Raw genomic sequence first — 25,135 nt, forward strand, 5'->3', positions numbered from 1 at the left:
GCCGCGATCCCGAAAGCAAATCCGAGCCGTCATGCCCGAGCTTGGTCTCGGGCATCCACGACTTGGTGCGTCGAGCCATCGTTAAAGGGGGAAGTCATGGATACCCGGCTTCGCCGGGCATGACGGTTGGCGGGTTGGGTCGCTTTGGCGGATTTCAGGCGGCCTGCGAAGGCGCCCGCTCCGCCTTCACCCCGCCGCGCGGCGCCTGATCCAGATGTGCTTGCGCTCGTCCGCGCCCCAGTAGCGGCGCTCCCATTCCAGCGCGTGGGAGACGATCAGGTCCAGGTCGTCGAGCTTCGGCGTCCAGTCCAGCGTGGCGCGGATCCGGCGCGCGTCGGCGATGGAGATGAAGGGGTCGCCCTCCCGCCGCGGCTTCTCCCGCACGGGGAAGTCGTGGCCCGCCGCCCGGCGCACGGCGTCCGCGACCTCCCGCACCGAGAAGCCCCGGCCGTAGCCGCAGTTCAGCGTCGCGCTGTCGCCGCCCGCCTCCAGATGTTCGAGCGCGGCCACATGGGCGTCGGCGAGGTCGGAGACGTGGATGTAGTCGCGCACGCCGGTGCCGTCCGGGGTGGGCAGGTCGGTGCCGAGAATGTCGAGCCCGTCCGTCATGCCGAGGGCGGCGCGGGTCGCGAGCGTGATCAGGTTGGAGGCGCCGGCGGCGCGCTGGCCGGTGCGCATCTGGGGGTCGGCGCCGGCCACGTTGAAGTAGCGCAGCGCCACGTAGCGCAGCCGGTGGGCGGCCGCGGCGTCGCTCAGGATGCGCTCCGACATCAGCTTGGAGGCCCCGTAGGGCGAGGCCGGGACCAGCGGCGCGTCCTCGGGCGTCGGCGTCGGCGGCAGCAGGCCGTAGACGGCGGCGGTGGAGGAGAAGATGAAATAGGGCGCGCCGGCCGCGATCGCGGCCCGTAGCAGCTGCGCCGTCTTCAGGGTGTTGGCCGTGTAGGTTCCGAGCGGATCGCGGATCGAGTCCGGCACCACGATCTTCGCCGCGAAATGGGCGATGGCCCGGATGTCGTGCTCGGCGATCAGCCGCATCACCAGCGCCTCGTCGGCCACGTCGCCCACGATCAGCGGCGCGCCCTCCGGCACCGCGTCGCGCGAGCCGGTGGAGAGATCGTCGAGCACGACCGCCTTGCGTCCGCGCGCCAGCAGCGCGAGCGTCATATGGGAGCCGATGTAGCCGGCGCCGCCGGTGATGAGCACGGTCATGGCTTCGACGCTTTCGCCCAGGTGAAGTCTAGCGCCGAGACTAGACCGGCGCGCCTTTCCGTTTGGTTGCGCGGATGGCGGTCGTCCCGATTTTGGACAGACGCGCGTTTCCGTAACGCTTCATTGACCATCCCCGCGCACTCTCCGGCGGTCGGCGTAAAGCTTAAAGCGTATCGGAGACGCGCGGTCCATGTCCCTCCCCAATGGCGCGTCCGGCGCGGGCTGGCGGCGCGCGCTGCCGGTCCGGTTCACGGGGCTGGTGGCCCTGCTGCTGGCGGCGCTCGCCGGCGGCGTCCTCGCCGCCACCTCGCTCGAAATCCGCTCCGCCGCCGAAGAGCGCGCCCTGCGGGCCGCCTCCCGCGCCGCGCTCGAGGGCGCCGGGGCCATCGCCCGGGGCGCGGACCCCGCCGCCGCCGTCATCGACATCCGGGCCGCCGGCGCGGCCTTCGCCTACGCGCTCGACGGCGACGGCGCCCTTCTCGCCGGAGGCGAGCCGCCCCGTCAGACGGAAGCGGCCGGTCTGGTCTGGGCCTCGCAGGCGCTCGACCGGCCGGGAGGCGGCGCGCTCCGGGTCGCCATGTCGCTGGGCGAGGCCTCCGCGGAGGTCGGCCGGGTCCTGTCCGCCGGGCTGGTGGCGGCGCTGATCGTGTTCGCTCTGGCGCTGCCGCTGGCCGCGACGCTCGCGGCCCGGGCCGTCGCCCCGCTGCGTGCGCTGTCCAGCGCCGTGCGGCGGGCCTCGGCGAACGATCCGGGCCTGAGGCGCGCCGCCGCCCGCCGCGACCACGTCGGCGCGCTGGCCCGCGCCCATCTCGACCTGTCCCGCCGGCTCGCCAGCTCCGACGCCGCCGTGCGCCGCCTGACCCATGACGACGCGCTCACCGGGCTCCCCAATCTGGAGGCGCTGCGCCGCCGGCTCGCGGAGCGGCTTCAGATGGGCGAGAGCGCGGTCCTGCTGCGGATCGAGATCAATGGCCTCGGCCGGGTCGCGATCGGGCTGGGCGAGGCGGCGAGCGATCAGGCGCTGGTCGCGGCGGCCGAGCGGCTGCGCGACGCCACGATCCGTTCCGGCGCCGAAGGCGGCGCCCTCACGCTCGCCCGCACCGGCGAGGCGGAGTTTTCTCTTCTCGCCGAGCGCGCGACGCGGGAAGCCGGCGACGCGCTGGCGCGGCGCGCGCTTGCGGCCTTCGACGCGCCCGTCTGCGTGGAGGAGCAGGCGGTCGCGCTGTCGCTCTGCATCGGGGTCGCGGCGGCGCCGCTCCACGGCGACGAGGCCGGCGCGCTGATGCGCAGCGCCTCCGCCGCGCTCGCCAGCGCCCGCGCCGCGGGGCCGCTGTCGGTGCGCTGGGCGGGCGCCGCGCTGAACGACGACGCCTACGGCCGCCTACGCATGGAGCAGGAGCTGCGCCACGCCATCGCCGCGGGCGAGCTGGAGCTGCATTACCAGCCGCAGATCGAACTGGCCTCGGGCAAGCCGCTCGGCGCCGAGGCGCTGGCGCGCTGGCGTCATCCCACCCGCGGCATGATCCCGCCGGACAGGTTCATTCCGGTGGCGGAGGAGTGCGGCCTGGTGGAGGCGCTCGGCCGTTTCGTGCTGGAGACGGCCGCCCGGCAGGCGGCGGCCTGGGCCGGCCTCGGCTTCCGCCTGCGGATCGCGGTCAACGTGTCGGCGATCCAGCTCCGCAACCCGGCCTTCGCGGAGACCGCGCTCGCCATCCTGCGCGAGGCGGACTGCGATCCGTCCCTGATCGAGCTCGAGATCACCGAAAGCGCCGCCATGGCCGACGCCGACCACGCCGCGCGCCAGCTGGCGCCGCTGCGCGCTCAAGGGGTGCGCATCGCCATCGACGATTTCGGCACCGGCTACTCCAACCTCGCCTCGCTGACGCAGCTGCCCTTCGACGTGATCAAGATCGACCGCGGCTTCGTGCGCGACGCGCTGGAGCATCCCAACGCCCGGATGGTGGTGGCGGCGGTGCTGGGGCTCGCGGGCAATCTCGGCGTGGAGACGGTGGCGGAGGGCGTCGAGACCGAGGAGCAGCGCGCCTTCGTCGCCGCCCATGGCTGCACCTACGGCCAGGGCTACCTGTTCTCCCGGCCCGTTCCGGCGGAAAGCCTGCTGGCCTGGCGGCGCAACCAGCTGGTGGCGGAGCTGCGCCGCATGGCGGGCGCGGCCGGCGGCCGCACGGCGTCCGAGGCGGCGCTGGAGGCCATGGAGGCCGGCGGCGGGCGGGAGCGCGCCTGGCCGGCGTGACGGCCCTGTCGCGCTTCGTCATTGAGCCGTCACATCGAAGCGACTAGAACCGCGCCCGCCGGGTCTTCGCCCGGCCACCCGGGAGCTTCGCCATGACGACCACCCCCGCAAACCCGCACGACACCGCCCGCATCCTGGTGGAGGCGCTGCCCTACATGCAGCGCTACGACGCCGCGACCGTGGTGGTGAAATACGGCGGCCACGCCATGGGGAACGCCGACGCCGCCCGCTGGTTCGCCCAGGACGTGGCGATCCTGAAGGAGGTCGGCATCAATCCGGTGGTGGTCCACGGCGGCGGGCCGCAGATCGGCGCCATGCTCAACCGCCTCGGCATCAAGAGCGAGTTCAAGGCCGGCCTGCGCGTCACCGACGCCGCCACCGTCGAGGTGGTGGAGATGATCCTCGCCGGCCTGATCAACAAGCAGATCGTCGCCTCCATCAACGCCGAGGGCGGCCGGGCCATCGGCCTGTGCGGCAAGGACGGCGGCATGGTGAGCGCGCGCAAGCTCACCCGCACCACGCTCGACCCCGAGACGCTGCAGGAGCAGGTGCTCGACCTCGGCTTCGTGGGCGAGCCGGACAAGGTGGACCGCACCGTGCTCGACTGGGTGATCGCCTCCGACCTCATCCCGGTGGTGGCGCCGGTCGCGGCCGACGCGGAGGGCGTCGCCACCTACAACGTCAACGCCGACACCTTCGCGGGCGCCATCGCCGGCGCGGTGGACGCCAAGCGCCTGCTGCTGCTGACCGACGTGCCGGGCGTGCTCGACAAGCAGGGCAAGCTGATCGAGCAGCTCTCGGTGGAGGAGGCGCGCGGCCTCATCGCCGACGGCACCATCTCCGGCGGCATGATCCCCAAGGTGGAGACCTGCATCTACGCGGTCGAGAAGGGCGTCGAGGGCGTGGTCATCCTCGACGGCAAGACGCCGCACGCGGTGCTGATCGAGCTTCTGACCGAGGGCGGCGCCGGCACGCTCATCACCCGGTGAGCAACGTCGTCCAGTTCCGCCGGCCCGAGAAGAAGCCGGACCCCAACTCGCCGGCGTCCGGCCGGCGCGGCGTCGGCGAGTTTCTCGTCGCCGTGCTGGCGACGGGCCTCATCCTCTATCTGCTGCCGTCGCTCTGGTCGGGGTTTCCGCTGCATTTCCTCGCGGTGATCAACCTGCTGGTGGCGGCGGTCTATGTCATGCAGGGGCCGCGGCTGCTGGCGCTCGGCTGGATCGCGCTGTCGCTGGTCCTGCTGGCGCTCGCCCAGGCGCCGTCGCCGGTGTCCTACGCCCTGTTCCGGGGGCTCGACGCGCTGAAGACGCTTCAGCCCTGAAAACGCCGTGAAGACGCGCGATCAGAAGACGTTCATGATCTTCGCGTCACTCTCAGGGGCCAGGCCTCCGCAGTCGCGGGGCGGGCTCACGCAAGGGCGTCCATGAACGACATGCTCCCTCCCGCCGCCGTGTCCCGGCTGGCGGACCACGCCGAGCAGGCGATCGACAAGGGCTTCGACCACGTCGACACCTGGATCTTCGATCTCGACAACACGCTCTATCCGCCGTCGTCGCGGCTGTTCGACCAGATCGACGACAAGATCACCGCCTATGTGGCGAACCAGTTCGGCATCGACGGCATCTCCGCCCGCGCGCTGCAGAAGTACTACTACCGGGTCCACGGCACGACGCTGAAGGGCCTGATGTCCGAGGAGGGGCTCGACCCCGACCACTTCCTCGCCTTCGTCCACGACATCGACCATTCGGTGCTGGTGCCGGCGCCCGATCTCGCCGCCGCCATCGCCCGCCTGCCGGGCCGGCGCTTCGTGCTGACCAACGGCTCGCGCCATCATGCGGAGCGGGTGGCGACCCGGCTCGGCGTCGCCGACCTGTTCGAGGACATCTATGACATCGCGGCGTCGAACTATGTGCCGAAGCCGTCGCAGGAGGCCTATGACGCCTTCCTGAAGCGCCACGGCGTGCAGGCGCCCAAGGCCGCCATGTTCGAGGACCTCGCCAAGAACCTGATCGCGCCGCACCGGCTCGGCATGCGCACGGTGCTGGTGTCGCCGGCCGAGGGCGCGGGCGACGCGCTGGACCGCACCACCGGGCCGGACGACCTTGTGGCCGGTCCCCATGTGGACCACGTCACCACCGACCTGCCGGGCTTCCTGTCCGCGCTCGCGATCGTGGCGCGCGACTGACGCCGGGCCCCGGCGTTTGCGGAGGGTTTCTCAGGTTTCGGTAACCTTCCGCGAACCGCTTGCCCGTTAAGGCTTGATCGGACGGCCATGCGGCCGGGACGGATCAGCGATGCGGGGACCACGCGGCGTGGCTTTCGGCGGACGTAAGGCGGCGTGCGCTCTGGCGGTCGCGCTCGCGCTTGGCGCGGGCGACGCCTGGGCCGCGACCGCGACCACCACGGCGACCCTCGAGAAGGAGGGCTACGCCCGGATGGCGCTGGCCTTCGACGCCCTGCCGAAGCACGACGTCACCCTCGCCAACGGCGTCCTCACCCTCAGCTTCTCCGAACCGGTGAAGATCGACACCGGCCCGATCGTGCGCGGGCTGGGCGATCTCGTCGGCATGGTGCGGCGCGACCCGGACGGCACGGCGGTCAAGATCGCGCTCACCCGCGCGGCCCGGCTGAACGTGACGGAGGCCGGCGAGGCGCTCTATGTGGACCTGCTGCCCGCCAACTGGGTCGGCATGCCGCCCGGCCTGCCGAAGGGCGTGATCGCCGCGCTCAGCCAGGCCGCCCGCGAGGCGAAGGCCGCCAAGGCCGAGATGGAGCGCCGTCGCCGGGCCGACCTGCCGCCGGTGACCGTCTTCGCCGCGACCCTGCCGACGCTCCACCGGCTGACCTTCGGCGTCGAGCCCGGCGCGACCGTGGAGATGACCCGCGAGGGCGACCGGGTGAAGCTGACCTTCGGCGAGCCCTATCCGTTCGACGTGGCCGCCGCCCGCGCCAGCCTGCCGTCCGACTTCGTGGGGTTGGAGGCCGCCGTCGGCCCGCGCGCGCTGGTCGTCACGCTGCCGGCGCCCGAGGACAAGGACGCCCGCGGCTTCCGCGAAGACGACGACTACGTTCTGGACATCGACCGCGGGAAGCCGGCGGACGGCGAGGCCGCGTCCCCGGCGCCGCGGCGTCTCCTGCCGGCGCTGGCGACGCCGCCTGCTCCGGCGCCGAAGGCGGAGCAGGGCGCGCCCACGCCCGCCGCCTCCAATGCCCCTCCGGCGGAGGCCGTTCCGCCGGCGCCGGCGCACGCTGGGTCCGCCGATCATGGCCTGCCGGGAACGGCCAGCGCCGCCGTCGCCGGCCAGACGGTCCGGCTGACCTTCCCCTTCGCCAAGGCGCCTGCGGCGGCGGTGTTTCTGCGCGGGCGCACGCTCTGGGCGCTGTTCGACGATCCCGCGCCCATGGCGCTCGACCTGCTGGCGAAGGATTCCGGCGGCCTGATCGCCGCCGCCGACCAGGCGCCGCTGGACGGCGGCCGGCTGGTGCGGCTGACGCTGCGGGAGCCGCGGCTCGTCACCGCGGCGATCGACGGCGCCGCCTGGGTGGTGGCGCTGGGCGACGACCTGCTGGCGCCCACCGAGCCGATCCGCTTCGCCTCCGCCTTCGGCCGCTCCGGCCGCGGCCTCGTCACCGCCCGCGTGGACGGCCTTGGCGTGGCGCGGCGCATCAAGGATCCGGCGGCGGGTGACGACCTGGTGGTGGTGACCGCGTCGCGGGCGCCGCGCGGGGCGCTCCGGCCCCAGTCCTTCGTGGAGTTCACCCTGCTGCCGACGGCGCAGGGCGCGGTGGTGGCGCCGATCGCCGACGACATCCGCGTCAGCGTCGAGATGGACGAGCTTCGCGTCGAACGCGACGGCGGCCTCGCCCTGTCGCGGGACAGCGGCGCGCCGCTGTCCGCCTCCGCCGCGCCCATCGCCGGCCTGACCCTCGGCGCGGTGGCGGCGGAGGCCGCGGCCGGCGCCTATTATCCGAGGGAGCGCGAACTGCTGCACGCCGCGGCCATGGGCCCGGAGGACGAGCGTCCCGCGGCGCGCGTCGAACTCGCCCGGTTCTACCTGCTGCGCGCCATGCCCGCGGAGGCCAAGGCCGTGCTCGACATGGCGGCGGACGAGAACGCCGTCGCCGCCCGCAGCCCCGACGTCGCGCTGCTGCGGGGCGCGGCCGCCGTGGAGCTCGGACGTCCCGACATCGCGCGGCCGCTGCTCGGCCTTCCCGCGCTCGCCCAGAGCGCCGAGGCGTCGCTGTGGCGCGCCGCCATGGAGCGCCTCGACGGGCGCGACGAGGCGGCCGGCGCGGCCCTCGCCCAGGGGCAGCCGGCGCTCGGCGGTCTGCCGCCGGAGCTGCGCGCCCGCTTCGTGCAGCTCGCCGTGGAGCTTGCGCTCGACGCCGGCGATGCGGCCGGCGCGGCCGCGAACTACGACCAGCTCGAAACCCTGCCGCCGGTGCGCAGCCCGGCCGCGCGCGAGGTGGTGCGCGGGCGCGTGCTCGCGAGCCTCGGCGACGTCAACGGCGCGCTCGCGGCCTACGCCGCGGCCGGCCATTCCGCCGACCCGCAGGCGGTGGCCGAGGCCGAGCTGCGCTCGGTCGCGCTGGCCGCGGCCGAGCACCGCATCGGCGGCGACGACGCCATCCGCCGCCTCGAAAGCCTCGTCACCGGCTGGCGCGGCGACTGGATCGAGGCCGAGGGGCTCGAAAAGCTCGCCGGATTCTACGCCGACGCCGAACGCTGGCGCGACGCCTTCGCCACGCTGCGCACGGCGGTGGAGGCGTTTCCGGACGGGGCCAGGATCCGCGACCTGCAGGATCGCATGCAGGGCCGGTTCACGGCGCTGTTCCTCGGCGGCGCCATCGACCGCATGCCGAAGCTCGAGGCGCTGTCGCTGTTCTACGACTTTCAGGACCTGACGCCCCCCGGCCGGCGCGGCGACGAGGTGGTGCGCCGGCTCGCCGACAAGCTGGTGGACGTGGAGCTGCTCGACCAGGCCGCGGCGCTGCTCGAATACCAGATCGACAACCGCCTGAAGGGCGCGGCGCGGGCGCAGGTGGGCGCGCGGGCCGCGCTGGTGGAGCTGATGAACAACAAGCCCGGCGAGGCGGCGCGCCTGCTGCAGAAGACCCGTCAGGCGGACCTGCCGCGCTCGCTCGCCAGCGCCCGTCTGGTGCTGGAGGCGCGCGCGCTGGCGCAGAGCGGGCGGGTCGATCTCGGCGTGGAGATCGCCGAGGGGGTGGAGGGCCCGGAGGGCGCGCGGCTGAAGGCCGACATCCTCTGGAGCGCCCGGCGCTGGGGCGAGGCGGGCGAGGCGCTGGAGGCGGCGCTGGGCGGCGCGTGGCGCGATCCCGCTCCCCTCGACGCCGCCGCCCGCGCCGACGTGCTCAGGGCCGCGATCGCCTTGTCGCTCGCCGACGACGCCATGGGGCTCGATCGCATCCGGCAGAAGTTCGCGGCCAAGATGGCCGACAGCCCCGACGCGCGCTCGTTCGAGGTGGTGACCGCGCCGGTGGAGGCCAAGGGCGACGCGTTCCGGGAAATCGCGCGCTCCATCGCCGCCACCGCCGCCATCGAGGGCTTCCTCAAGGAGTACCGCCGCCGCGGCGACGAGGACGCGCGACAGCCGGCGGCGCAGCAGGGCGCGAAGCCGCTCGAGCGTTCCGCCGACGGGGCGGCGCCGGCGCGGGCGGGCTGACCCGAACGGCCTTTCCCGCCTAAGGTCGCCTCGGCTAGGGTCGCGGCCGTCCCGATCCCCGGAGCATTCTCATGGCCAAGACGATCCACTCCATGATCCGCGTGCGCGACGAAGCGCGCTCGCTCGCCTTCTACGCGGAGGCCTTCGGCCTCGCGGTCGCCGATCGCTACCCGTTCGACGGCTTCACGCTGATCTATCTCAGCAACCCCGAATCGGAGTTCGAGCTGGAACTCACCGTGAACGACGGCCGGGACGCGGCCTACGACCTCGGCGACGGCTACGGCCATCTGGCGGTGTCGGTGGAGGACGTGGCGGCCGAGCACGCCCGCTTCGAGGCCGCCGGGCTGAAACCGGGCGCGCTGAAGACCATGGAGCGGGAGGGCGAGCCCTTCGCCCGCTTCTTCTTCGTCGCCGACCCGGACGGCTACAAGATCGAGGTCCTGCAGCGGGGCGGCCGGTTCCTCTGAAGCCCGTTCGGCCTCCGCGCCGTCAGCCGGCGGCGCGGGCGAGGGCGGGGAAGGAAATCTCCACCAGCGTGCCTTCGCCGACCGCGCTGCGGATGTCGAAGCGCGCCTGGTTGGCCTCAGCCAGCGCCTTGGTCAGCGGCAGGCCGAGCCCGGCCCCGTCGTGGCCGCTGACGGGCAGGCGGCGGAACGGCTCCAGCGCCTGCGCGATGTCCTTGCGCGACATGCCCTGGCCGGTGTCCCGCACCCGGATCACCGGCTCGCCGTGGTCGTTGATGGCGGTGGCCACGATCACCTGCCCGCCGCCGGGCGTGAACTTCACCGCGTTGGAGGCGAGGTTGAGCACGATCTGGCGCACCGAGCGCTGGTCGGCGCGAACCCGCGGCAGGCCGCGGGCGAGCGAGGTGCGCACGATGATGCGCTCGCGGTTGGCCTGCGGCTGCAGCAGCGCCACCGACTGGGCCACGGCCTCGTTCAGATCGACGTCGGTCAGCTCCAGTTCGATCTTGCCGGACTCGATCTTGGACAGGTCGAGCAGGTCGTTCACGAGGCTGATCAGGTGCTGCCCGGACAGGTGGATGTCGCGCAGGTAGTCCTTGTAGCGCTCGTTGCCCACGCTCCCCAGCCGCTCCTCCATCATCACCTCGGCGAAGCCGATGATGGCGTTGAGGGGCGTGCGGATCTCGTGGCTGACCTTGGCGAGAAAGTCGGACTTGTGCGCCGAGGCGCGCTCCGCCTGCCGCTTGGCGGCGCGCAGATCCTCCTCCACCTGCTTCCAGGGGCTGACGTCGCGCAGCACCGCGCAGAAGCGGGTCTCCTCCGCCCCGCCCAGAGGCCCGAGCGTCATGTGCAGCGGGATCGCGCCGCCGCGCCGGACCAGGCCCACCACCTCCCGGCCCCGCGGGGCCGAGGCGCTTCCGGCGGCGCTTTTCATCTCGTCGAGGTAATCGAACGCCGCGCGCCGGCTCTCGGGCGCCAGCACCAGCGACAGCGGGCCGCCCACCACCTCGGTCGCGGCGTAGCCCAGCAGTTCGGTCGCCCGGCGGTTGATGGCGAGGATGCGGCCCGTGGCGTCGAGCGTCAGCACGCCGTCGGACACCGCGTCGAGCACCGCGTCGAGGTCGCGTCCCGCGGCGCCCAGGGGGGAGGCGGCCTCGTCGGTGCGGCGCAGGGCGATCAGCGTCGCGGCCCCGCCGAACCACGTCAGCGCCGACAGCCGGGCGTCCACGTGGATCGCGCGGCCGTCGCGGGCGACGAGGCGGACCGCGGACGTCTCCCCGGCGACCGGCGGCTCCGCGAACAGCGCCGCGGCCCCGCGCGCCGCGAGGTCCTCGAACCGGTCGCAGCCGAAGAGGTCGAGCGCCGCGCGGTTGGCGTAGGCGAGCGCCTCGCCCTGCAGCACCAGCGCGCCCGCCGGCAACCGGTCCAGCAGCCGCAGCAGGTCCTCCGCCGCGGGCTCGGCCGCCGGCGCCGCGAGACCGGCGTCCTCGGCGATGTCGTCCCAAATCGCGCGGGCGTCCGACTGGCCGCCGAAGCTGCGCAGCCGCCGGGCGATCTCGTCGAAGGCGTTTTCCTCGGCGTGGGACAGGCCGCCCGCGCCGCCGTCGGCGGCGACGCCCTCCCGCAGCGGCACCACGTTGCCGGCGGCGAAGGCCGGGCGGGCGGGGGCGTCGTCGCCGGCCGTCTCCAGGGCCGGCTCCGGCGCGGGTCCGGCGGCGATCTCAGGCTCCGGCTCGGGCGTCGCCGGCTCCGTGCGCGGGGATTCTTCGGATCGGGGTTCGTTCCCGGTGGGGAGCGGGGCGGGCGCCGCAGGCGTGTCCGAATCCTGTTCCGGTCCGGCCGCCGTCTCGACGGCTGAGGGCGCGGTCTCCGGCGGCGGTGACGCCAGCCCGAGGCCGCGGAAACCGACGAAGGTGCGGCCCCGGTCGAACACGGGCAGGGCGGACAGGGTCAGCGGGACGCGCCCGCCCTCCGCCAGCGGCCAGGACACCGTGAGCCCGCTCCAGCCAGCGGCGCCGTCGAGAGCGCGCGCGACCGCGCCGTCCGGATCAAGGCCGAGATCGGCGGCGACGTCGGTCCAGGGCCGGCCAGCCGCCGTCAGGGCGCTGTCGCCCACCGCCTGCGCAAGGTCGGGTGAGAGGAAGGCGATCCGGCGGTCCTGGTCGATCTCGAACACGAAACGCAGGTCGGCGAGGCGGCGGGCGATGTCCTCCGGCGTTTCGGTGGGCGCAGGTTCCGGAGCCGCGGCCTCGGGGGCGGCCGCCGCGGCTGGGCGCTGCGCCTCCGGGGGAACCGCCTCCAGCATGGCCCGGGCGCCGCCGGAGGCCGGGGCGAGCAGGGTGGCGGCCGCGCCGTCGCCAAGGGCGATGCGCCGGCTCACGAACATCTGCGGCTGAAAGCGGCCCGTGGGGCCTGCGCGCAGCCGGAGCAGGCCGTTCGCGCCGGCGGTCGCCAGCGTCCGGACGCCCGCGGCGTCGAGCCGCCCATCGCCGAACGCGGTTCGGCCGGCGGCGTTGGCCCACAGCGTCTCGCCGGCCGCGCTCACCAGCAATACGGGTTCCGCCGCGTCGGCGAGGGCGTCGAACCGGGGGTCGCCGGAGATCGCGGTCGGGGCTTGGCTCAGATCCATTCGTCGCCTCGGGGCGCGGCCGGTGGTGAGCCGCGCCTGCGTTAACAAACACTTAAATACAGAGGCCGCCGAATCGCGTCCACACGGTCGACGCGGCCATCCCAAAGGTTTGCGCGCCAAGGTTAACCGGGGCGCGTCCAATGGACGTTTGCGCGCTTTCGCGGGCGCTGTTACCCAGAACGCAGGCCGTCTCGTCGCGACGTGGGGTCGCGGCGGTCCGGCCGCGATCCGTCTTGAGGAGTGACAGGCGATGGCCACCGGCGGTTACGAGATTCCCAACGAAATGAGGGACTTCGCCGAGAAGAGCGTCGAGCAGGCTCGAAAGGCGTTCGACAGCTTCATGGATGCTGCGCACAAGGCGGCCTCCACCGTCGAGACCCAGACGGAGACCGCGCAGAAGAACGCGCGCGGGGCCGCGAGCGCCGCGGTGTCCTTCGCGGAGGCGAACGTCGCGGCGAGCTTCGAGCTGGCCGAGAAGCTGCTCAAGGCCAAGTCCCTCGAAGAGGTGGTCGCCATCCAGACCGAATTCGCCAAGGCCCAGGCGTCCACGCTCAGCCGGCAGGTGGACGAACTGACCCGGGGCGGGTCGCGCGGCTGACGCAAATTCCCGTTAGCACATGTCATCGGGGTTGATGATGTTGCGGCGCAGCACTATGTTGCGCTGCACACAAAACCCGCGGTGATGGGCGTCGTCTTCCAAAGGCGCGCCCGGCCACCGCGGGCGGGCCGGGCGCCTCACGGCGGAGCGCGGGTCCGTACCGTCCAAGCGTTTTCCGCCGGCTGTTCCATCCAGAGGAAGACCTATGGCCACGAGCCCGAAGACCGCCGCCGCCAAGACCGAAGAGACGTTCGAGACCGTCGCCGCCACCGCGGAGAGCGTCGCGGCCGAGGTGAGCGCCCCGGCGCGCGAGATCGCCGAGAAGGGCGTCGCCCAGGCGAAGGAGAACTACGGTCGCTTCAAGGCGGCCGCGGAAGAGACCACCGACGCGCTCGAGGACGCCTACGCCACCTTCGCGCAGGGGTACAAGGAGTTCGGCCGCAAGTCGGTCGAGGCCACCCGCGCCAACGTCAACGCCCATTTCGACTTCCTGACCGCGCTGATCGGCGCCAAGTCGGTGGCGCAGGCGATCGAGCTGCAGACCTCCTACGCCCGCAAGCAGTTCGAGACCCTCGGCGCCCAGAGCAAGGAGCTTTCCGCGCTGGCCCAGAAGGCCGCGACCGAGAGCGCCAAGCCGCTGCAGGAGATCGCGACCCGCGGCGTCAAGTTCGCTCCGGCGCGCTGACGCCTTCCGGCGGACGCCTTGTCCGCTGCATGCTTATGCTCGAAGCCCGGACGGTCTCCGTCCGGGCTTTTTCGTGGCCGCCTCGCGCGCGCCGCGACCGTTTCAGCCGTTGACGCCGCCCCGCGGCGGGCGCTTAAGCTCCGCCATCATGACCGAAACCGCCGCCTCCGCCTCCCATCCCACCGAAGAGCATCGCTGGACCGCGGTCACCCGCGCCATCCGCGTCACCGTGCAGCCCCGGTTCCTGCCGGGCGAATCGGCGCCGGAGGAGGACCGCTACGTCTTCGCCTACACGGTGGAGATCGTGAACGAGGGCGCGGAGACGGTGAGCCTTCTGGCGCGGCACTGGCGCATCATCGACGGCCGCGGCCGCACCGAGGAGGTGCGCGGGCCGGGCGTGGTGGGCGAGCAGCCCACGCTCGCGCCGGGGCAGTCCTACACCTACACCAGCGGCGCGCCGCTGCCGACGCCGTCGGGCATCATGGTGGGCAGCTTCCAGATGCAGACCGAATCCGGCCAGCCGTTCGACGCCGCCATCCCGGCCTTCGCGCTGGAAAGTCCCCACACCGTCCGCACCCTGCACTGAGCGCTCTCCCATGACGGCCGCCGCCTTCCCGGACGCGCGCGAAATCCTTGCGCGGCTCGTCGCCTTCGACACCGTCAGCTCCAGATCCAATCTGGCGCTGATCGCCTACGTGGAGGAGCTGCTGGCGTCGCTCGGGATCGCGAGCGTGCGCACGCCCGACCCGACCGGCGTCAAGGCGGCGCTGTTCGCCACCATCGGGCCGGCGGACCGTCCCGGCGTCGCCCTGTCGGGTCACACCGACGTGGTGCCGGTGGAGGGCCAGCCCTGGACCTCGGACCCGTTCGTGCTGACGGCGCGGAACGGCCGGCTTTACGGTCGCGGCGCCTGCGACATGAAGGGGTTCCTCGCCGGCGTTCTGGCCGCCGCGCCGCGCTTCGCCGCGGCCGAACTCGCGACGCCGATCCATCTCGTGTTCTCCTATGACGAGGAGGTGGGCTGCGTCGGCGTGGAGCCCACCATCCGCCGCTTCGGCGTCGATCTGCCGAAGCCGCTGCTGTGCCTGGTGGGCGAGCCCACCGAGATGACGGTGGTGGACGCGCACAAGAGCGTGGTGTCCTACGAGACGCTGGTGACCGGCCGCTCCGCCCACGCCAGCATGCCGCAGCTCGGCGGCAACGCCATTCTCGCCATGGGCAAGCTCCTCGGCGAGCTGGAGCGTCTGCGCGAGAGCTTCGCCATCGCGGGCGATCCGTCCGGTCGCTTCACGCCGCCGGAGACCACCATCACCGTCGGCATGGTCGAGGGCGGCGTGGCGGCCAACATCGTGCCGGAGCGCTGCCGGCTGGTCTGGGGATTCCGCGGATTGCCCGGCTTTGACGACGCGCTGCCCGCGGCGCGGCTCGCGGCCTTCGCTGAGGAGCGCGTGCTGCCGGCGTTGCGGCTCGGCGCGCCGGACGCGGCGGTGACGACCCGACTGCGCACCAGCGTGCCGGGGCTGCGGCCGGAGCCCGGCTCCCGGGCCGAGACGCTCGCCTTCGGGCTTGCGGGCCAGAACCGCGCCTTCGCCGTGTCCTACGGCACGGAGGCGGGGCATTTCCAGGCGGCGGGCGTGCCGACCGTGGTGTGCGGCCCAGGCTCGATCATTCAGGCCCATACCGCCGATGAATACCTTGAAGACGCCCAGCTCGACGCGTTGGACGCATTTCTCGATCGCCTGCTGGATCGCTGCGTCGCCGGCCTCTGAGCGCGACGGCGGGTTCTTCTCAGTTGCGGAGGTCGCGGCCCAGCCGCGTCTCGGCGTCTTCCGCCTGACGCAGGTCGTTCAGAAGCTGGTCCAGCGCGGACGGCAGCTCGGCCTGCGCGCCGTCGGACGTCAGCCGCTGACGCAGCCTGCCGCCGATTTCCCGCTGAATGTGGATGTCCAACACGGTCATAGTCCTGTCGCGCATGATGCGCCCGCCATGGTTTACTCGGTTACGCGTCGGTGAACCGACGATGTATTGTTTTACCCTTCAGCTTTACAATTCCTGAACCGCGCCTTCGTTCCAGAACGAAAGCGCCGATCTTTGCTGACGGGGCGGGAGGGCGGCGCGCGCTGTTCCTTGCGGGTTCAGCGCTTCGTTCAACGTCGTGGATGGGGCCGGGTTCCTGTCCTCACGCGCACGTGAGGCATGCGTGGGGCGCGGGCGCCGCGGGGCGCGCGGAGCAGGGGCCGGTTGCCTAAGATGCTTTCCGAAAGCATAAGCGTCGGCGCGGCGCTGATTTTTCGAGCCGGTCGGCTTTGTCGAGCCCGCAGCGCCTCTTTCTTAGGCGGAATTTAACTGCGCGTCGTGCTGGTGATGGAATGCTCAGTCAGGGACGCAGGTTCAGCATGCCGCGCTGGCGGGCGACGCGATGGCTCGCGGACGCCGGCCCGAACGTGCCCGACGACATCCGCGCCGCTATGGTGCAGAGCCTGTTCGCGACTTTGCCGATCTTCTTCGGCGGCGTGCTCAACAGCATAGCGGTGGCGGCGGTCGTGGCCGTCCGCGTTCCCAACGCCGATGTGCTGCTCTGGCTTGCGCTGGAGGTCCTCCTCGGCGCCGTCCGTCTCGCTGTGCTCGCGCTTTCGTTCCGGCGCGCCAGACAGGGCCGTCCGACGCCGACCGATCTCTATCTCCTCCTCGGCGTGTGCTGGGCGGCGAGCGTGGGCTACGGCGCGACCGTCAGCGTGCTGAGCGGCGACTGGGTGGCGGCGACGCTCGCCTGCATGTCGGCCGCGGGCATGGTGGGCGGCATCTGCTTCCGCAACTTCGCCGCGCCGCGCCTGTGCGCGGTGATGATGATCCTGAGCCTCGGCCCCATCCCGCTCGCCGCCCCGTTCGTGAGCGAGACGGCGCTGCTCATCACCCTGCTCCAGATCCCGTTCTACGTCATCAGCATGTGCATCGCCGCCTTCAAGCTGAAGGGGCTGCTGGTGGCGACCATGAAGGCGGAGCGCGAGCACGAGCATCAGGCGCGCCACGACATCCTGACCGGGCTGTCCAACCGGGCCGGGCTGATGCGCGCCATCGACGGCGCCCCCGGCGCCTTCCGGGAGCCCCTGGCGCTGCTCTATCTCGACCTCGACGGCTTCAAGGCGGTCAACGACTCCCATGGCCACTCCCGCGGCGACCGCCTGCTCACCATCGCCGCCGAACGGCTGAAGGGGCTTCTGCGCATCGGCGACGTGGCGGCGCGCATCGGCGGCGACGAGTTCGTGGTGATCGCCCGCGGCGTCGAGAAGGCCCACGCCACCGCGCTGGCGGAGCGGCTGATCCGGGAGATCAGCGCGCCCTACGATCTGGGCGACGGCGTGCGGGCCCAGGTGGGCGTCAGCGTCGGCGTGGCGCTGGTGCCGGACCACGGCGACGTCATTCCCGCTTTGCTCGATACGGCGGACTCCGCTCTCTATCAGGCCAAGCTCGCCGGCAAGTCGCGCTGCGTCGTGGCGCCGCCCCGGAGCTTCGCCCCGGGGCCGGACGACGCCGGCTTCGCCTCGTCCGCTCCCGCGTAAGGGCTCAACGGCGGGTGGCGAGGCAGGAGGCGGCCGGGCGGCCCTGTTCGCTCCAGCTCGCCACGTCGCCCTTGCCGCGCAGGTCGTAGCGGTCCGAGGCGTACCAGATCCCCGACGCCGCCGGCCGCTGGACGAGCGTGGCGGTTTCGCCGTCGGCCATGACCACATGGGCGGTCTCGTCCCCGAACGTCACCTGCAGGAACGAGCCGTCGTCGCAGGCGTAGCGGGTCTCCTCCGGCGCGGGGGAGGGCGCGCGGGACGCCGGGCGCGCCGGAGCTTCGGGGTTCGCGGCGCAGCCCGCCAGCAGCAGCGTCGCCGCGAGGCCGGACAGGGCGAGGGGGCGACGCATGGGGCGCATGGGCGGCTCCTGAGACGGGGCGCGGCGGATCAGCGGGCGAGCAGGCCGGCGGGCAGGCGCACGCTTCCGCGCAGGTCCGGCGCCGCCATGGCGAGCGGCGGCGTCTCCGGCCGCGGATCGGCCGGATTGGCCATCACCAGCGCCCAGAACACCTCGTAGCGGGAGTGGGGCGCGCGCGCCGCGGCGATGCCCATGCGCGCCATGCCCGGCGCGAGCATGTTCCTGAGATGCGGCGGCGACGAGCGCCAGCCGGTGAAGGCGTCGGCCAGGGTGTCATGCCCGGCGCCGATGTTCTCCACCATGCCGCCGTTGCGGTAGCCGGAGCGGGCGATGCGCTCCTTCAGCGAGCCCGCCACCGAATGGCTGAGCCTGTCGGCGCGGGCCATGGCCTGCGCCTGCTGCTCCGCCATGCGGTTCAGCTCCGGATCGAGCCGCACCGGGCCAAGGCCGTTCCCGCGCCGGAACTCCGAGATCATGTCGGCGGCCGCCTGCCGGTCCAGCGTCGCGCCGGCGCGGCTCTGGCTCTGGTAGATGCTTGGCGTCGAGGGCGCGGGCGGGACCACGGGCGTGGACGAACAGCCGGCGAGGACGGCTGCGAGCGCGAGCGCCGAGGCGATCAGGACGGGACGGATCATGCGGGCGCGCTTCCGGTTCGGGGGCGGAACTGTGAGGGAGAAAACGGTTAAGGCTTCGTTGCGCTCACGGTTGCGGCTCCGGCCGCGGGGCGGACGACAGCGGCGCGTCGGACGCCTCGTGCGGCCGCGCCGCTGCGGGCTCGGCCGGGCGCAGCGTGAACCGCGCCAGCGCCTCGCCGATGCGATCCACGGCGTCGGGCAGGCTTGGCGCCGCGGCGCCGCCGATGGCGACGCCCTGGTCCTTGAACGCCTTCACCAGCGCGAAGTTGAGATCGCTCTTCACCGTCGCGGCCTGGCGGGGGCTCGGCACGCTCGCGAACAGCGTGAAGCCGTTGTCCGCCTTGCCGAGGCTGTTGAAGAACACCTGCGGCTCGGGGAAGCCCAGCACGGAGCCGTGGGCCTTGGCGGTCTCCAGCAGGATGCGGCGCACCGTCGTCGGGTCCACGTCGGCCGCCGCCGTGATCTCGATCTGGACGCGCCCCACCGGCGCGCCGTGGGTGACGTTCTTGACGCTCTTGGTGATGAAGTCCGAGTTCGGCACGATCAGGGTGGAGCGGTCGAACAGCTCGATCTCGGTGGAGCGCACCGAGATGCGGCGCACGTTGCCCTGATCGGCGCCGATCACGATCCAGTCGCCCGCCTTGATGGGGCGCTCCGCCAGCAGGATCACCCCCGACACGAAGTTCGAGATGATGGACTGCAGGCCGAAGCCGATGCCGACCGACAGCGCGCCGGCGACGATGGCGAGCCGGTCGAGGCTGAAGCCGAGGTAGGAGACGGCGATCACGATCACCAGCAGGCCGCCCACATAGCCGACGGCGGTGTTGATGGAGGCCTTCAGGCCGGTGTCGAGCCGGGTCTTGGGCAGCAGGTCGCGGTCGAGCCAGCGCTGCACCACGCGGGTGAGCGCGAAGCCCAGGAACACCAACGCGAGAGCCCCGAAGACGCCGGACAGCGAGATGCTGATGTCGCCGATCTGCACGCCGGTGAAGGCCACCCGCACCCAGCCGAACACGTCCGTGGTCTCAAGGCCCCACGGCGCCGCGAGGATGAGGAGCGCGAAGCCGAGCAGCGTCACGCGCGCCACGCCCGACAGCACCACGCCGACCTGTTCGAGCGAGGAGGCGCGGACGCCGATCGCCTCGCTCGCGGCCCGGCCGAGCCCGGTCTGGGCCGAAAGCCCGGTCGTCAGAAGATCGTCCACGAAGGTGAGCAGCAGGAACAGCAGCGTCAGGACCGTGGCGATCCAGATCACCTGATTGGCGAGGAACTGCGCCAGCGCCACATAGCCGGTCGCGGCCGACAGCAGCACCACGATGATGGCGGCCCAGGCCAGCAGCCGCAGCAGCGACAGCAGCGGGCTGCCGAAGCGCTCGGGCGTCTTGCCCTCCGCCGCCGCGGCGTCCTCGATGCGCTCGGCGGCGCGCAGGCGGCGCAGGGCGAGCGCGAAGGTGCCGGCGTTCAGCACGGCGAACACGCCGGTCGTGACGATGGAGACGGCGAGGCTCGCCACGATCAGGTCGTTGAAGCGGTCCACCAGACGTCCGAGCACGAACACCAGCGCGCACCACAGCGGCTGGTTCTTGATCACGGCGACGGCGGCGTCGGACAGGTTCACGAGGCGCCACGCCGGGTGGCGCGGATTGAGGAAGGCCCGCATCAGGCCCTGCACCAGGCCGAGGAAGCCCGCCGCGGCGACCAGCGCCTGCAGCAGCGGCTCGGCGCGCATGGGCATCCAGCCCGCGACCTTCAGCCCCTCATACAACACGAACACGGCGAGCGCGGGCGTCAGCGTGGTGCCGAGCACCACCATCATGCCGGTGGCCGAACGGCGCAGGTGGGAGCGGGGCGCCTCGCGCAGGGCGAGGCGGTTGCCGAAGCTGATGATCCAGCGCCGGCCCGGGAACAGCAGCAGCAGGGCGGCGAGCGTCGCGGCGAGCGCCGTGCCGATGGAGGCCGGAGACAGGTTGCGGCTCACCACCGCGCGCCAGTCCGAGAAGATCAGGCCGGTCGCGGCGAAGTCGCGCGTGGCGTTGGCGGTCACCTCCACCCACAGCGTCGGGTCCAGCAGGGAGCGGCTGCGCTCGAACAGGCGCTGCGCCAGCAGCCCGCGACGGCGCTGGGTGATGTCGTCGCCCACCTGCGCCGCCTCCACCTGCAGCAGGCGGCCGCGCTTGATCTGCTCGTCGATCTTCTGCCGCGCGCCGGTCTGGGCCTCGCGCTCCTTGGCGACGTCCGGGCTTTCGGCGGGCTGGCCTTCGGCGGGGGGAGCGCCGATCTGCTCCAGCCGCGCGTCCGCGGCCTTCAGCTGCGGCTGGAGCTGCGCCACGGCGTCGTCCACCGCGGCCGAGAGCGGCTCGATGCGGGCGCGCAGGGCGCCCAGCGTGGCGTCGTCGAGCGAGTCGCGCTTGAGCGTGGCCTCGATCTGGTCCAGCTCGGCGCGGACCTGATCGATCCGCGCGCCGGGCGCCGGCGGAACGTCGGTCTGCGCCGAGGCGGCGCCGAGCGTGGCGCAAACCAGGGCGAGAACCGCGAGCAGGCGAAGCGGCGTGGCGAAGCCCGTCGGCATGCGAATCGACCCCTTGAAGCATGAGCGTGGCCGCCTGCATCCCGGACGAATGCGGCCAAGCGCGGGCGAAATCGCTCCATATCCGCATTTATCAGCGCCGCCGAGCCTTAAGCGTCGCGCGGTCGGGCGGCGAGACCGCCTAAAAAAACACGCGATCGTCTTCAGCGGACCACTGGCATGCGCGCTCCGCTCCGCCATAACCGCGAGGCGGCGTGTGGGGCCATGGCGGCCGACCGTCGAAAGCGTTGAGGGAGGCGACCGGGCGGCGTGTTCAGGGCGGGCGGAGAAATGGCTGCGCGGATCCGCGACCACGACTGGTCGTCGACCCCGTTCGGCCGGATCGACGGCTGGCCTCAGGCGCTGAAGATCGCGCTCGGCCTGTGCCTCAATTCGAGCTACCCCACCGCCATCTACTGGGGCGCGGACCTCCGCCTGCTCTACAACGACGCCTGGGCGCCCATCCCGGCCGACCGCCATCCCTGGTCGCTCGGGCGGCCCGCGGCTGAAGTCTGGCCGGACATCTGGCCGATCGTCGGGCCGCAGTTCGACAATGTGGTCGCCACGGGCCGGGGCTTTTCGGCCTTCGACCAGATGCTGCCCATGGAACGCGGCGGGCGGCGCTCCGAAAGCTATTGGAACTACAGCTTCACGCCGATCCTCGACGAAGGCGCGGGCGTCGTGGGCGTGCTCAATCAGGGCCACGAGACCACGGATCTGGTGCGCACCGCCAGGAGCCGGGAGTTCCTGTTCGAGGCGGCCGACCGCATCCGCGCCGCGACCGCCCCCGGCTCCCGCCCGGCCGACGTGCTGTCGGCGGTGCTGCCTCTGGTCGGGACGTCGCTGGCCGCCACCCGCGCCGGTTATGTGGACGTGCGGGGCGAGCGCGACGCGGCCGAGCTTCGGGGGCTCTGGAGCGGCTGCGGCGACGGGCTGAAGCCCGGCCCGATCTCGCTGCGCGCTCTCGGCTGGCGCGACGCCGACAGCGACGGGACCTTCGTCGCCGACGACCTGCCGGACGTGGAGCCGTTCAACCGCGGCGTGGCGAGCCGCCTCGTCGCGCCGGTGTCCCGCGGCGGCAAGGTCATGGCGGCGGTGTTCGTCGATCGCGCTGCGCCGTCCGAATGGACGGTCTACGACCGTCAGGCGGCGCGGGAGGTGGCGGATCGCCTTTGGCTTGGCCATGAGCAGGCGGGCGCGATGTGGCGCCTGCGCGAAAGCGAGGCCCGGCTGTCCGCGATTTTTGGCCAATCCGCCGTCGGAATGTCGGAGATGGCGCTGGACGGACGCTTCCTCCGTGTCAACGCCGCGATGGCGCGGCTGCTCGGCCGCGCGCCTGAAAGCCTGCGCCACGTCACCATGGCCGAGGTGTCGCATCCGGATGACCGCGACGACGTGGCGCGCCGCTTCGGGCGCGCCGTGGAGACGGGCGAAGCCTTCGATATCGAGAAGCGCTGCCTGCGCCCGGACGGGACGGCCCCCTGGGCCGTCAGCAACGTCACCGTGCTGGTGGGCGAGGACGGCGATCCGAGCGGCTTTTTCGGCGTGACCGCGGACGTGTCCGAGCGCCGTGAGGCGGAGCGGATGCGCAGCCTGCTGCTCGCCGAGCTCAACCACCGGGTGAAAAACAATCTGGCGACCGTGCAGGCGCTCGCACGCCAGACCCAGCGCAGCGCGGTCGACCTCGACGATTTCCAGGCCACCTTCAACGCGCGGCTCATGGCGCTGTCGCGCGCCCACGACCTGCTGATGCGGGAAACGTGGTCCAGCGCCCAGCTCGGCGAACTCGCCGCCGTGACGCTGGCCCCGTTCGGGATCGCGGCCGGACGGGTGACGGTCGGCGGCGATCCCGTGCGGCTGTCGCCCACCGCGGCGGTCACCATGACCATGGCGCTGCATGAGCTCGCCTCCAACGCGCAGAAGTACGGCGCGCTGTCCGTGCCGAACGGAGAGGTGGCGCTGGGCTGGGCGATCGGCGACGATGGCCGCCGGCTCGAGATGGCGTGGCGGGAGTCCGGAGGCCCTCAGGTCAACGAGCCCGCCCGGCGCGGATATGGATGCCGGCTGATCGAGCGCGGCATCGTTCAGGAACTGGGAGGCGAGGCGCGCATCGACTTCGCTCCCGACGGGGTGGCTTGCACGCTCCTCGTCCCCCTTTCGCAGAAAGTCTTGGCGCAATGAGCGAGCGTGATTTTTCCGGCCTGAAGATTCTCGTCGTCGAGGACGAGGCCATGATCTCGATGATGATCGAGGACATGCTGCTCGACCACGGCGTGGACGTGGTGGGCCCTGCCGGCGGGGTGGCGCAGGCGATGAAGCTGCTGGACGCCGCGGCGCTGGACGGCGCTTTGCTCGACGTCAATCTCGGCGGCGAGAAGAGCTTTCCCGTGGCCGACGCGCTCGCGGCGAAAGGCGTGCCCATCGTGTTCACCACCGGTTACGGCGAGGCTGGCGTGATCGGCCGCTATCCGGACGCCCGCACCCTGCAGAAGCCTTTCGTCGCCGCCGATCTCATTGAGGCGCTGAGCTATTTCCAGCATCGCGGATGATCGCGTCAAAAAGGCGCGCTGCGCGGTTCACGGGCCAACGTTTTCAGGTATAGTGCATCCGCACACCAAGGCGGAGCAAACGCCATGCCGAGTTACAAGGCGCCGGTCGAGGATACGCTTTTCCTGCTTTACGACGTGCTGGGCTTCGAGCGGCACGCCAATCTGCCCGGCTTCGCCGACGCCACGCGCGACACGGTTGAGGCCATCCTGAACGAGGCGGCGAAGCTCGCCGAGGAGACGTTCCAGCCGCTCAACCAGTCGGGCGACGAAGAGGGCTGCGCCCGCGGTCCCGATGGCGCGGTCACGACGCCCAGGGGCTTCCGCGACGCCTACCGCGCCTTCGCGGACGGCGGCTGGGTCGGGCTCTCCGCCGATCCCGAGCATGGCGGCCAGGGCCTGCCGCGCACGCTGGCCATGATCGTCAGCGAATACATGTCGTCCGCCAACATGGCGCTGACCATGTATCCCGGCCTGACCCAGGGCGCGATCGCGGCGCTGACGCTGCACGGCTCCGACGAGCAGAAGCGGCTCTACCTGCCCAAGATGGTGTCCGGCGAATGGACCGGCACCATGAACCTGACCGAGCCCCACTGCGGCACGGATCTCGGCCTGATCCGCACCCGCGCGGTCCCGAACGGCGACGGCTCCTACGCCATCACCGGCGCCAAGATCTTCATCTCGGCCGGCGAGCACGACCTGACCGACAACATCGTGCATCTGGTGCTGGCCCGCATCCAGGGCGCGCCTGAGGGCACCAAGGGCATCTCGCTGTTCGTCGTGCCCCGCAATCTGGTGGGCGAGGACGGCTCGGTCGGCGCCCGCAACGGCGTGTCCTGCGGCGCGATCGAGCGCAAGATGGGCATACACGGCAACGCCACCTGCGTCATGAACTACGACGGCGCGACCGGCTGGCTGGTGGGCGAGGAGAACCGCGGCCTGGCCGCCATGTTCACCATGATGAACGAGGCGCGGCTCGGCGTCGGCGTGCAGGGGCTCGCCCAGTCCGAGGTCGCCTATCAGAACGCGGCGGCCTACGCCAAGGACCGGCTGCAGGGCCGGGCGCTGACCGGCGTCAAGGCGGCGGACAAGCCCGCCGACCCCATTCTCGTCCATCCGGACGTGCGGCGCACCCTGCTTTCCATCAAGGCGTTCAACGAGGCCGCCCGCGCGCTGGTGCTGTGGACCTCGCTCAAGGGCGACGTGGCCCATGTGAGCGACGACCCCAAGGACCGCCAGTCCGGCGACGACGCCATGGGCCTCATGACCCCGGTGATCAAGGGCGTCATCACCGACGTGGGCTTCGACAACACGGTGAAGGCGCAGCAGATGTTCGGCGGGCACGGCTACATCGCCGAGCACGGCATGGAGCAGTTCGTGCGCGACGCCCGCATCGCCCAGATCTACGAGGGCGCGAACGGCGTGCAGGCCATGGACCTGGTGGGCCGCAAGCTGCCGCGCGACGGCGGCCGGGCCATCATGGCCTTCTTCAAGGAGGTGGACGCCTTCCTGAAGGACAACGCCGACGAGGAGGGGCTGAAGCCGTTCCTCGGGCCGCTGAAGGCCGCGCGGGAGGACCTGCAGAAGGCCACCATGTGGTTCATGGCCAACGCCATGGGCAAGCCCGACAACGCCGGCGCCGGCGCCAGCGACTACATGCGCCTGTTCGGCCTGGTGGCGCTCGGCTTCATGTGGGCCAGGATCGCCCGCACGGCGCTCGACCGCAAGGCGGACGGGGCGCGGCCGGCGGCCGAGATGGACGCCAAGCTGACGCTCGGCCGCTTCTTCATGGAGCGGGAGCTGCCCGAGACGGCGGCGCGGCTCGCGGCCCTGTCCGCCGGCGCCGACGCCGTGATGGCGCTGCCGCCGGACGCGTTCTGATCCGCGGTTACGTTTCGCATGCCGTCCTGAACAGGAAGCCGGTCCCGGCCATGCCCGGACCGCACCACG

The 25,135-nt window shown here is 72.3% G+C and carries 20 protein-coding genes; 14 read left to right on the forward strand and 6 right to left on the reverse strand.

The features are described from left to right. Positions 1-186: 186 nt before the first annotated feature. Complete coding sequence (gene galE, locus PKE85_RS09505) at positions 187-1,209, reverse strand: UDP-glucose 4-epimerase GalE (RefSeq protein ID WP_271204497.1); 1,023 nt, start codon at positions 1,207-1,209, stop codon at positions 187-189. A gap of 190 nt (positions 1,210-1,399) precedes the next feature. Here galE and PKE85_RS09510 point away from each other — a divergent pair, with 190 nt between their 5' ends. The 6 genes from PKE85_RS09510 to PKE85_RS09535 all read left to right on the forward strand — a co-directional run bounded on the left by PKE85_RS09510 (position 1,400) and on the right by PKE85_RS09535 (position 9,611). Next, the gene (locus PKE85_RS09510) at positions 1,400-3,460 is read left to right on the forward strand and encodes a putative bifunctional diguanylate cyclase/phosphodiesterase (protein WP_271204498.1); all 2,061 of its coding nucleotides are present in this window, start codon (positions 1,400-1,402) and stop codon (positions 3,458-3,460) included. A 92-nt stretch (positions 3,461-3,552) separates the two neighbouring features. Further along, on the forward strand, positions 3,553-4,449 hold the full coding sequence (argB, locus tag PKE85_RS09515; protein ID WP_271204499.1) for an acetylglutamate kinase: 897 nt from the start codon (positions 3,553-3,555) through the stop codon (positions 4,447-4,449). Further along, on the forward strand, positions 4,446-4,781 hold the full coding sequence (locus PKE85_RS09520) for a hypothetical protein (RefSeq protein WP_271204500.1): 336 nt from the start codon (positions 4,446-4,448) through the stop codon (positions 4,779-4,781). Before argB ends, PKE85_RS09520 begins: the two co-directional genes overlap by 4 nt. A gap of 111 nt (positions 4,782-4,892) precedes the next feature. Next, entirely contained in the window at positions 4,893-5,645 is a 753-nt protein-coding gene (locus PKE85_RS09525; RefSeq protein WP_271204535.1) for a pyrimidine 5'-nucleotidase, read from the forward strand. Between the two features lie 109 nt (positions 5,646-5,754). Further along, positions 5,755-9,144 carry a hypothetical protein gene (locus PKE85_RS09530; protein WP_271204501.1) on the forward strand — a complete coding sequence of 1,130 codons (3,390 nt, stop codon included), beginning with the start codon at positions 5,755-5,757 and terminating at the stop codon, positions 9,142-9,144. A gap of 71 nt (positions 9,145-9,215) precedes the next feature. Next, on the forward strand, positions 9,216-9,611 hold the full coding sequence (locus PKE85_RS09535) for a VOC family protein (protein ID WP_271204502.1): 396 nt from the start codon (positions 9,216-9,218) through the stop codon (positions 9,609-9,611). Between the two features lie 22 nt (positions 9,612-9,633). Here PKE85_RS09535 and PKE85_RS09540 read toward each other — a convergent pair whose 3' ends face one another. Then, a complete protein-coding gene (locus tag PKE85_RS09540) occupies positions 9,634-12,237 on the reverse strand; it encodes a sensor histidine kinase (protein WP_271204503.1) in 2,604 nt (867 codons plus the stop codon). A 250-nt stretch (positions 12,238-12,487) separates the two neighbouring features. On the opposite strand from PKE85_RS09540, the gene PKE85_RS09545 reads away from it, so the two are divergent. The 4 genes from PKE85_RS09545 to argE all read left to right on the forward strand — a co-directional run bounded on the left by PKE85_RS09545 (position 12,488) and on the right by argE (position 15,289). Further along, positions 12,488-12,835 (forward strand): phasin family protein, encoded by a 348-nt coding sequence (locus PKE85_RS09545; protein WP_271204504.1) that lies wholly within the window; start codon positions 12,488-12,490, stop codon positions 12,833-12,835. A 205-nt stretch (positions 12,836-13,040) separates the two neighbouring features. After that, positions 13,041-13,520 (forward strand): phasin, encoded by a 480-nt coding sequence (locus PKE85_RS09550; RefSeq protein ID WP_271204505.1) that lies wholly within the window; start codon positions 13,041-13,043, stop codon positions 13,518-13,520. Between the two features lie 148 nt (positions 13,521-13,668). Next, the gene (apaG, locus tag PKE85_RS09555; RefSeq protein ID WP_271204506.1) at positions 13,669-14,106 is read left to right on the forward strand and encodes a Co2+/Mg2+ efflux protein ApaG; all 438 of its coding nucleotides are present in this window, start codon (positions 13,669-13,671) and stop codon (positions 14,104-14,106) included. A gap of 10 nt (positions 14,107-14,116) precedes the next feature. Then, a complete protein-coding gene (gene argE, locus PKE85_RS09560) occupies positions 14,117-15,289 on the forward strand; it encodes an acetylornithine deacetylase (protein ID WP_271204507.1) in 1,173 nt (390 codons plus the stop codon). A gap of 19 nt (positions 15,290-15,308) precedes the next feature. Here argE and PKE85_RS09565 read toward each other — a convergent pair whose 3' ends face one another. Beyond that, positions 15,309-15,479 (reverse strand): hypothetical protein, encoded by a 171-nt coding sequence (locus tag PKE85_RS09565; RefSeq protein ID WP_271204508.1) that lies wholly within the window; start codon positions 15,477-15,479, stop codon positions 15,309-15,311. Between the two features lie 437 nt (positions 15,480-15,916). Here PKE85_RS09565 and PKE85_RS09570 point away from each other — a divergent pair, with 437 nt between their 5' ends. Further along, positions 15,917-17,080 (forward strand): GGDEF domain-containing protein, encoded by a 1,164-nt coding sequence (locus tag PKE85_RS09570; RefSeq protein ID WP_271204509.1) that lies wholly within the window; start codon positions 15,917-15,919, stop codon positions 17,078-17,080. Positions 17,081-17,084: 4 nt separating this feature from the next. Here the strand turns inward: PKE85_RS09570 and PKE85_RS09575 are convergent, their stop codons facing one another. From PKE85_RS09575 to PKE85_RS09585, 3 genes are all read right to left on the reverse strand, one after another. Beyond that, positions 17,085-17,438 (reverse strand): MliC family protein, encoded by a 354-nt coding sequence (locus PKE85_RS09575; RefSeq protein ID WP_271204510.1) that lies wholly within the window; start codon positions 17,436-17,438, stop codon positions 17,085-17,087. 29 nt (positions 17,439-17,467) lie between these two features. Then, on the reverse strand, positions 17,468-18,073 hold the full coding sequence (locus PKE85_RS09580) for a CAP domain-containing protein (RefSeq protein ID WP_271204511.1): 606 nt from the start codon (positions 18,071-18,073) through the stop codon (positions 17,468-17,470). A gap of 64 nt (positions 18,074-18,137) precedes the next feature. Further along, a complete protein-coding gene (locus tag PKE85_RS09585) occupies positions 18,138-20,642 on the reverse strand; it encodes a DUF3772 domain-containing protein (protein WP_271204512.1) in 2,505 nt (834 codons plus the stop codon). A 288-nt stretch (positions 20,643-20,930) separates the two neighbouring features. Here PKE85_RS09585 and PKE85_RS09590 point away from each other — a divergent pair, with 288 nt between their 5' ends. From PKE85_RS09590 to PKE85_RS09600, 3 genes are all read left to right on the forward strand, one after another. Further along, positions 20,931-22,820 (forward strand): sensor histidine kinase, encoded by a 1,890-nt coding sequence (locus PKE85_RS09590; protein ID WP_271204513.1) that lies wholly within the window; start codon positions 20,931-20,933, stop codon positions 22,818-22,820. After that, entirely contained in the window at positions 22,817-23,188 is a 372-nt protein-coding gene (locus tag PKE85_RS09595) for a response regulator (protein WP_271204514.1), read from the forward strand. The genes PKE85_RS09590 and PKE85_RS09595 overlap by 4 nt, the downstream gene beginning before the upstream one ends. Before the next feature lie 84 nt (positions 23,189-23,272). Next, positions 23,273-25,066, forward strand: a complete 1,794-nt coding sequence (locus tag PKE85_RS09600; protein ID WP_271204515.1) for an acyl-CoA dehydrogenase C-terminal domain-containing protein — start codon at positions 23,273-23,275, stop codon at positions 25,064-25,066. Positions 25,067-25,135 lie beyond the last annotated feature (69 nt).

The organism is Methylopila jiangsuensis (assembly GCF_027922305.1).
GTDB lineage: Bacteria > Pseudomonadota > Alphaproteobacteria > Rhizobiales > Methylopilaceae > Methylopila > Methylopila jiangsuensis.

Bases quoted from the DNA above. Each gene is read 5' to 3' on its own strand.
- galE (WP_271204497.1), bottom strand. From the start codon at position 1,209: ATGACCGTGCTCATCACCGGCGGCGCCGGCTACATCGGCTCCCATATG.
- PKE85_RS09510 (WP_271204498.1), top strand. From the start codon at position 1,400: ATGTCCCTCCCCAATGGCGCGTCCGGCGCGGGCTGGCGGCGCGCGCTG.
- argB (WP_271204499.1), top strand. From the start codon at position 3,553: ATGACGACCACCCCCGCAAACCCGCACGACACCGCCCGCATCCTGGTG.
- PKE85_RS09525 (WP_271204535.1), top strand. From the start codon at position 4,893: ATGCTCCCTCCCGCCGCCGTGTCCCGGCTGGCGGACCACGCCGAGCAG.
- PKE85_RS09530 (WP_271204501.1), top strand. From the start codon at position 5,755: ATGCGGGGACCACGCGGCGTGGCTTTCGGCGGACGTAAGGCGGCGTGC.
- PKE85_RS09535 (WP_271204502.1), top strand. From the start codon at position 9,216: ATGGCCAAGACGATCCACTCCATGATCCGCGTGCGCGACGAAGCGCGC.
- PKE85_RS09540 (WP_271204503.1), bottom strand. From the start codon at position 12,237: ATGGATCTGAGCCAAGCCCCGACCGCGATCTCCGGCGACCCCCGGTTC.
- PKE85_RS09545 (WP_271204504.1), top strand. From the start codon at position 12,488: ATGGCCACCGGCGGTTACGAGATTCCCAACGAAATGAGGGACTTCGCC.
- PKE85_RS09550 (WP_271204505.1), top strand. From the start codon at position 13,041: ATGGCCACGAGCCCGAAGACCGCCGCCGCCAAGACCGAAGAGACGTTC.
- apaG (WP_271204506.1), top strand. From the start codon at position 13,669: ATGACCGAAACCGCCGCCTCCGCCTCCCATCCCACCGAAGAGCATCGC.
- argE (WP_271204507.1), top strand. From the start codon at position 14,117: ATGACGGCCGCCGCCTTCCCGGACGCGCGCGAAATCCTTGCGCGGCTC.
- PKE85_RS09565 (WP_271204508.1), bottom strand. From the start codon at position 15,479: ATGACCGTGTTGGACATCCACATTCAGCGGGAAATCGGCGGCAGGCTG.
- PKE85_RS09570 (WP_271204509.1), top strand. From the start codon at position 15,917: ATGCCGCGCTGGCGGGCGACGCGATGGCTCGCGGACGCCGGCCCGAAC.
- PKE85_RS09575 (WP_271204510.1), bottom strand. From the start codon at position 17,438: ATGCGCCCCATGCGTCGCCCCCTCGCCCTGTCCGGCCTCGCGGCGACG.
- PKE85_RS09580 (WP_271204511.1), bottom strand. From the start codon at position 18,073: ATGATCCGTCCCGTCCTGATCGCCTCGGCGCTCGCGCTCGCAGCCGTC.
- PKE85_RS09585 (WP_271204512.1), bottom strand. From the start codon at position 20,642: ATGCCGACGGGCTTCGCCACGCCGCTTCGCCTGCTCGCGGTTCTCGCC.
- PKE85_RS09590 (WP_271204513.1), top strand. From the start codon at position 20,931: ATGGCTGCGCGGATCCGCGACCACGACTGGTCGTCGACCCCGTTCGGC.
- PKE85_RS09595 (WP_271204514.1), top strand. From the start codon at position 22,817: ATGAGCGAGCGTGATTTTTCCGGCCTGAAGATTCTCGTCGTCGAGGAC.
- PKE85_RS09600 (WP_271204515.1), top strand. From the start codon at position 23,273: ATGCCGAGTTACAAGGCGCCGGTCGAGGATACGCTTTTCCTGCTTTAC.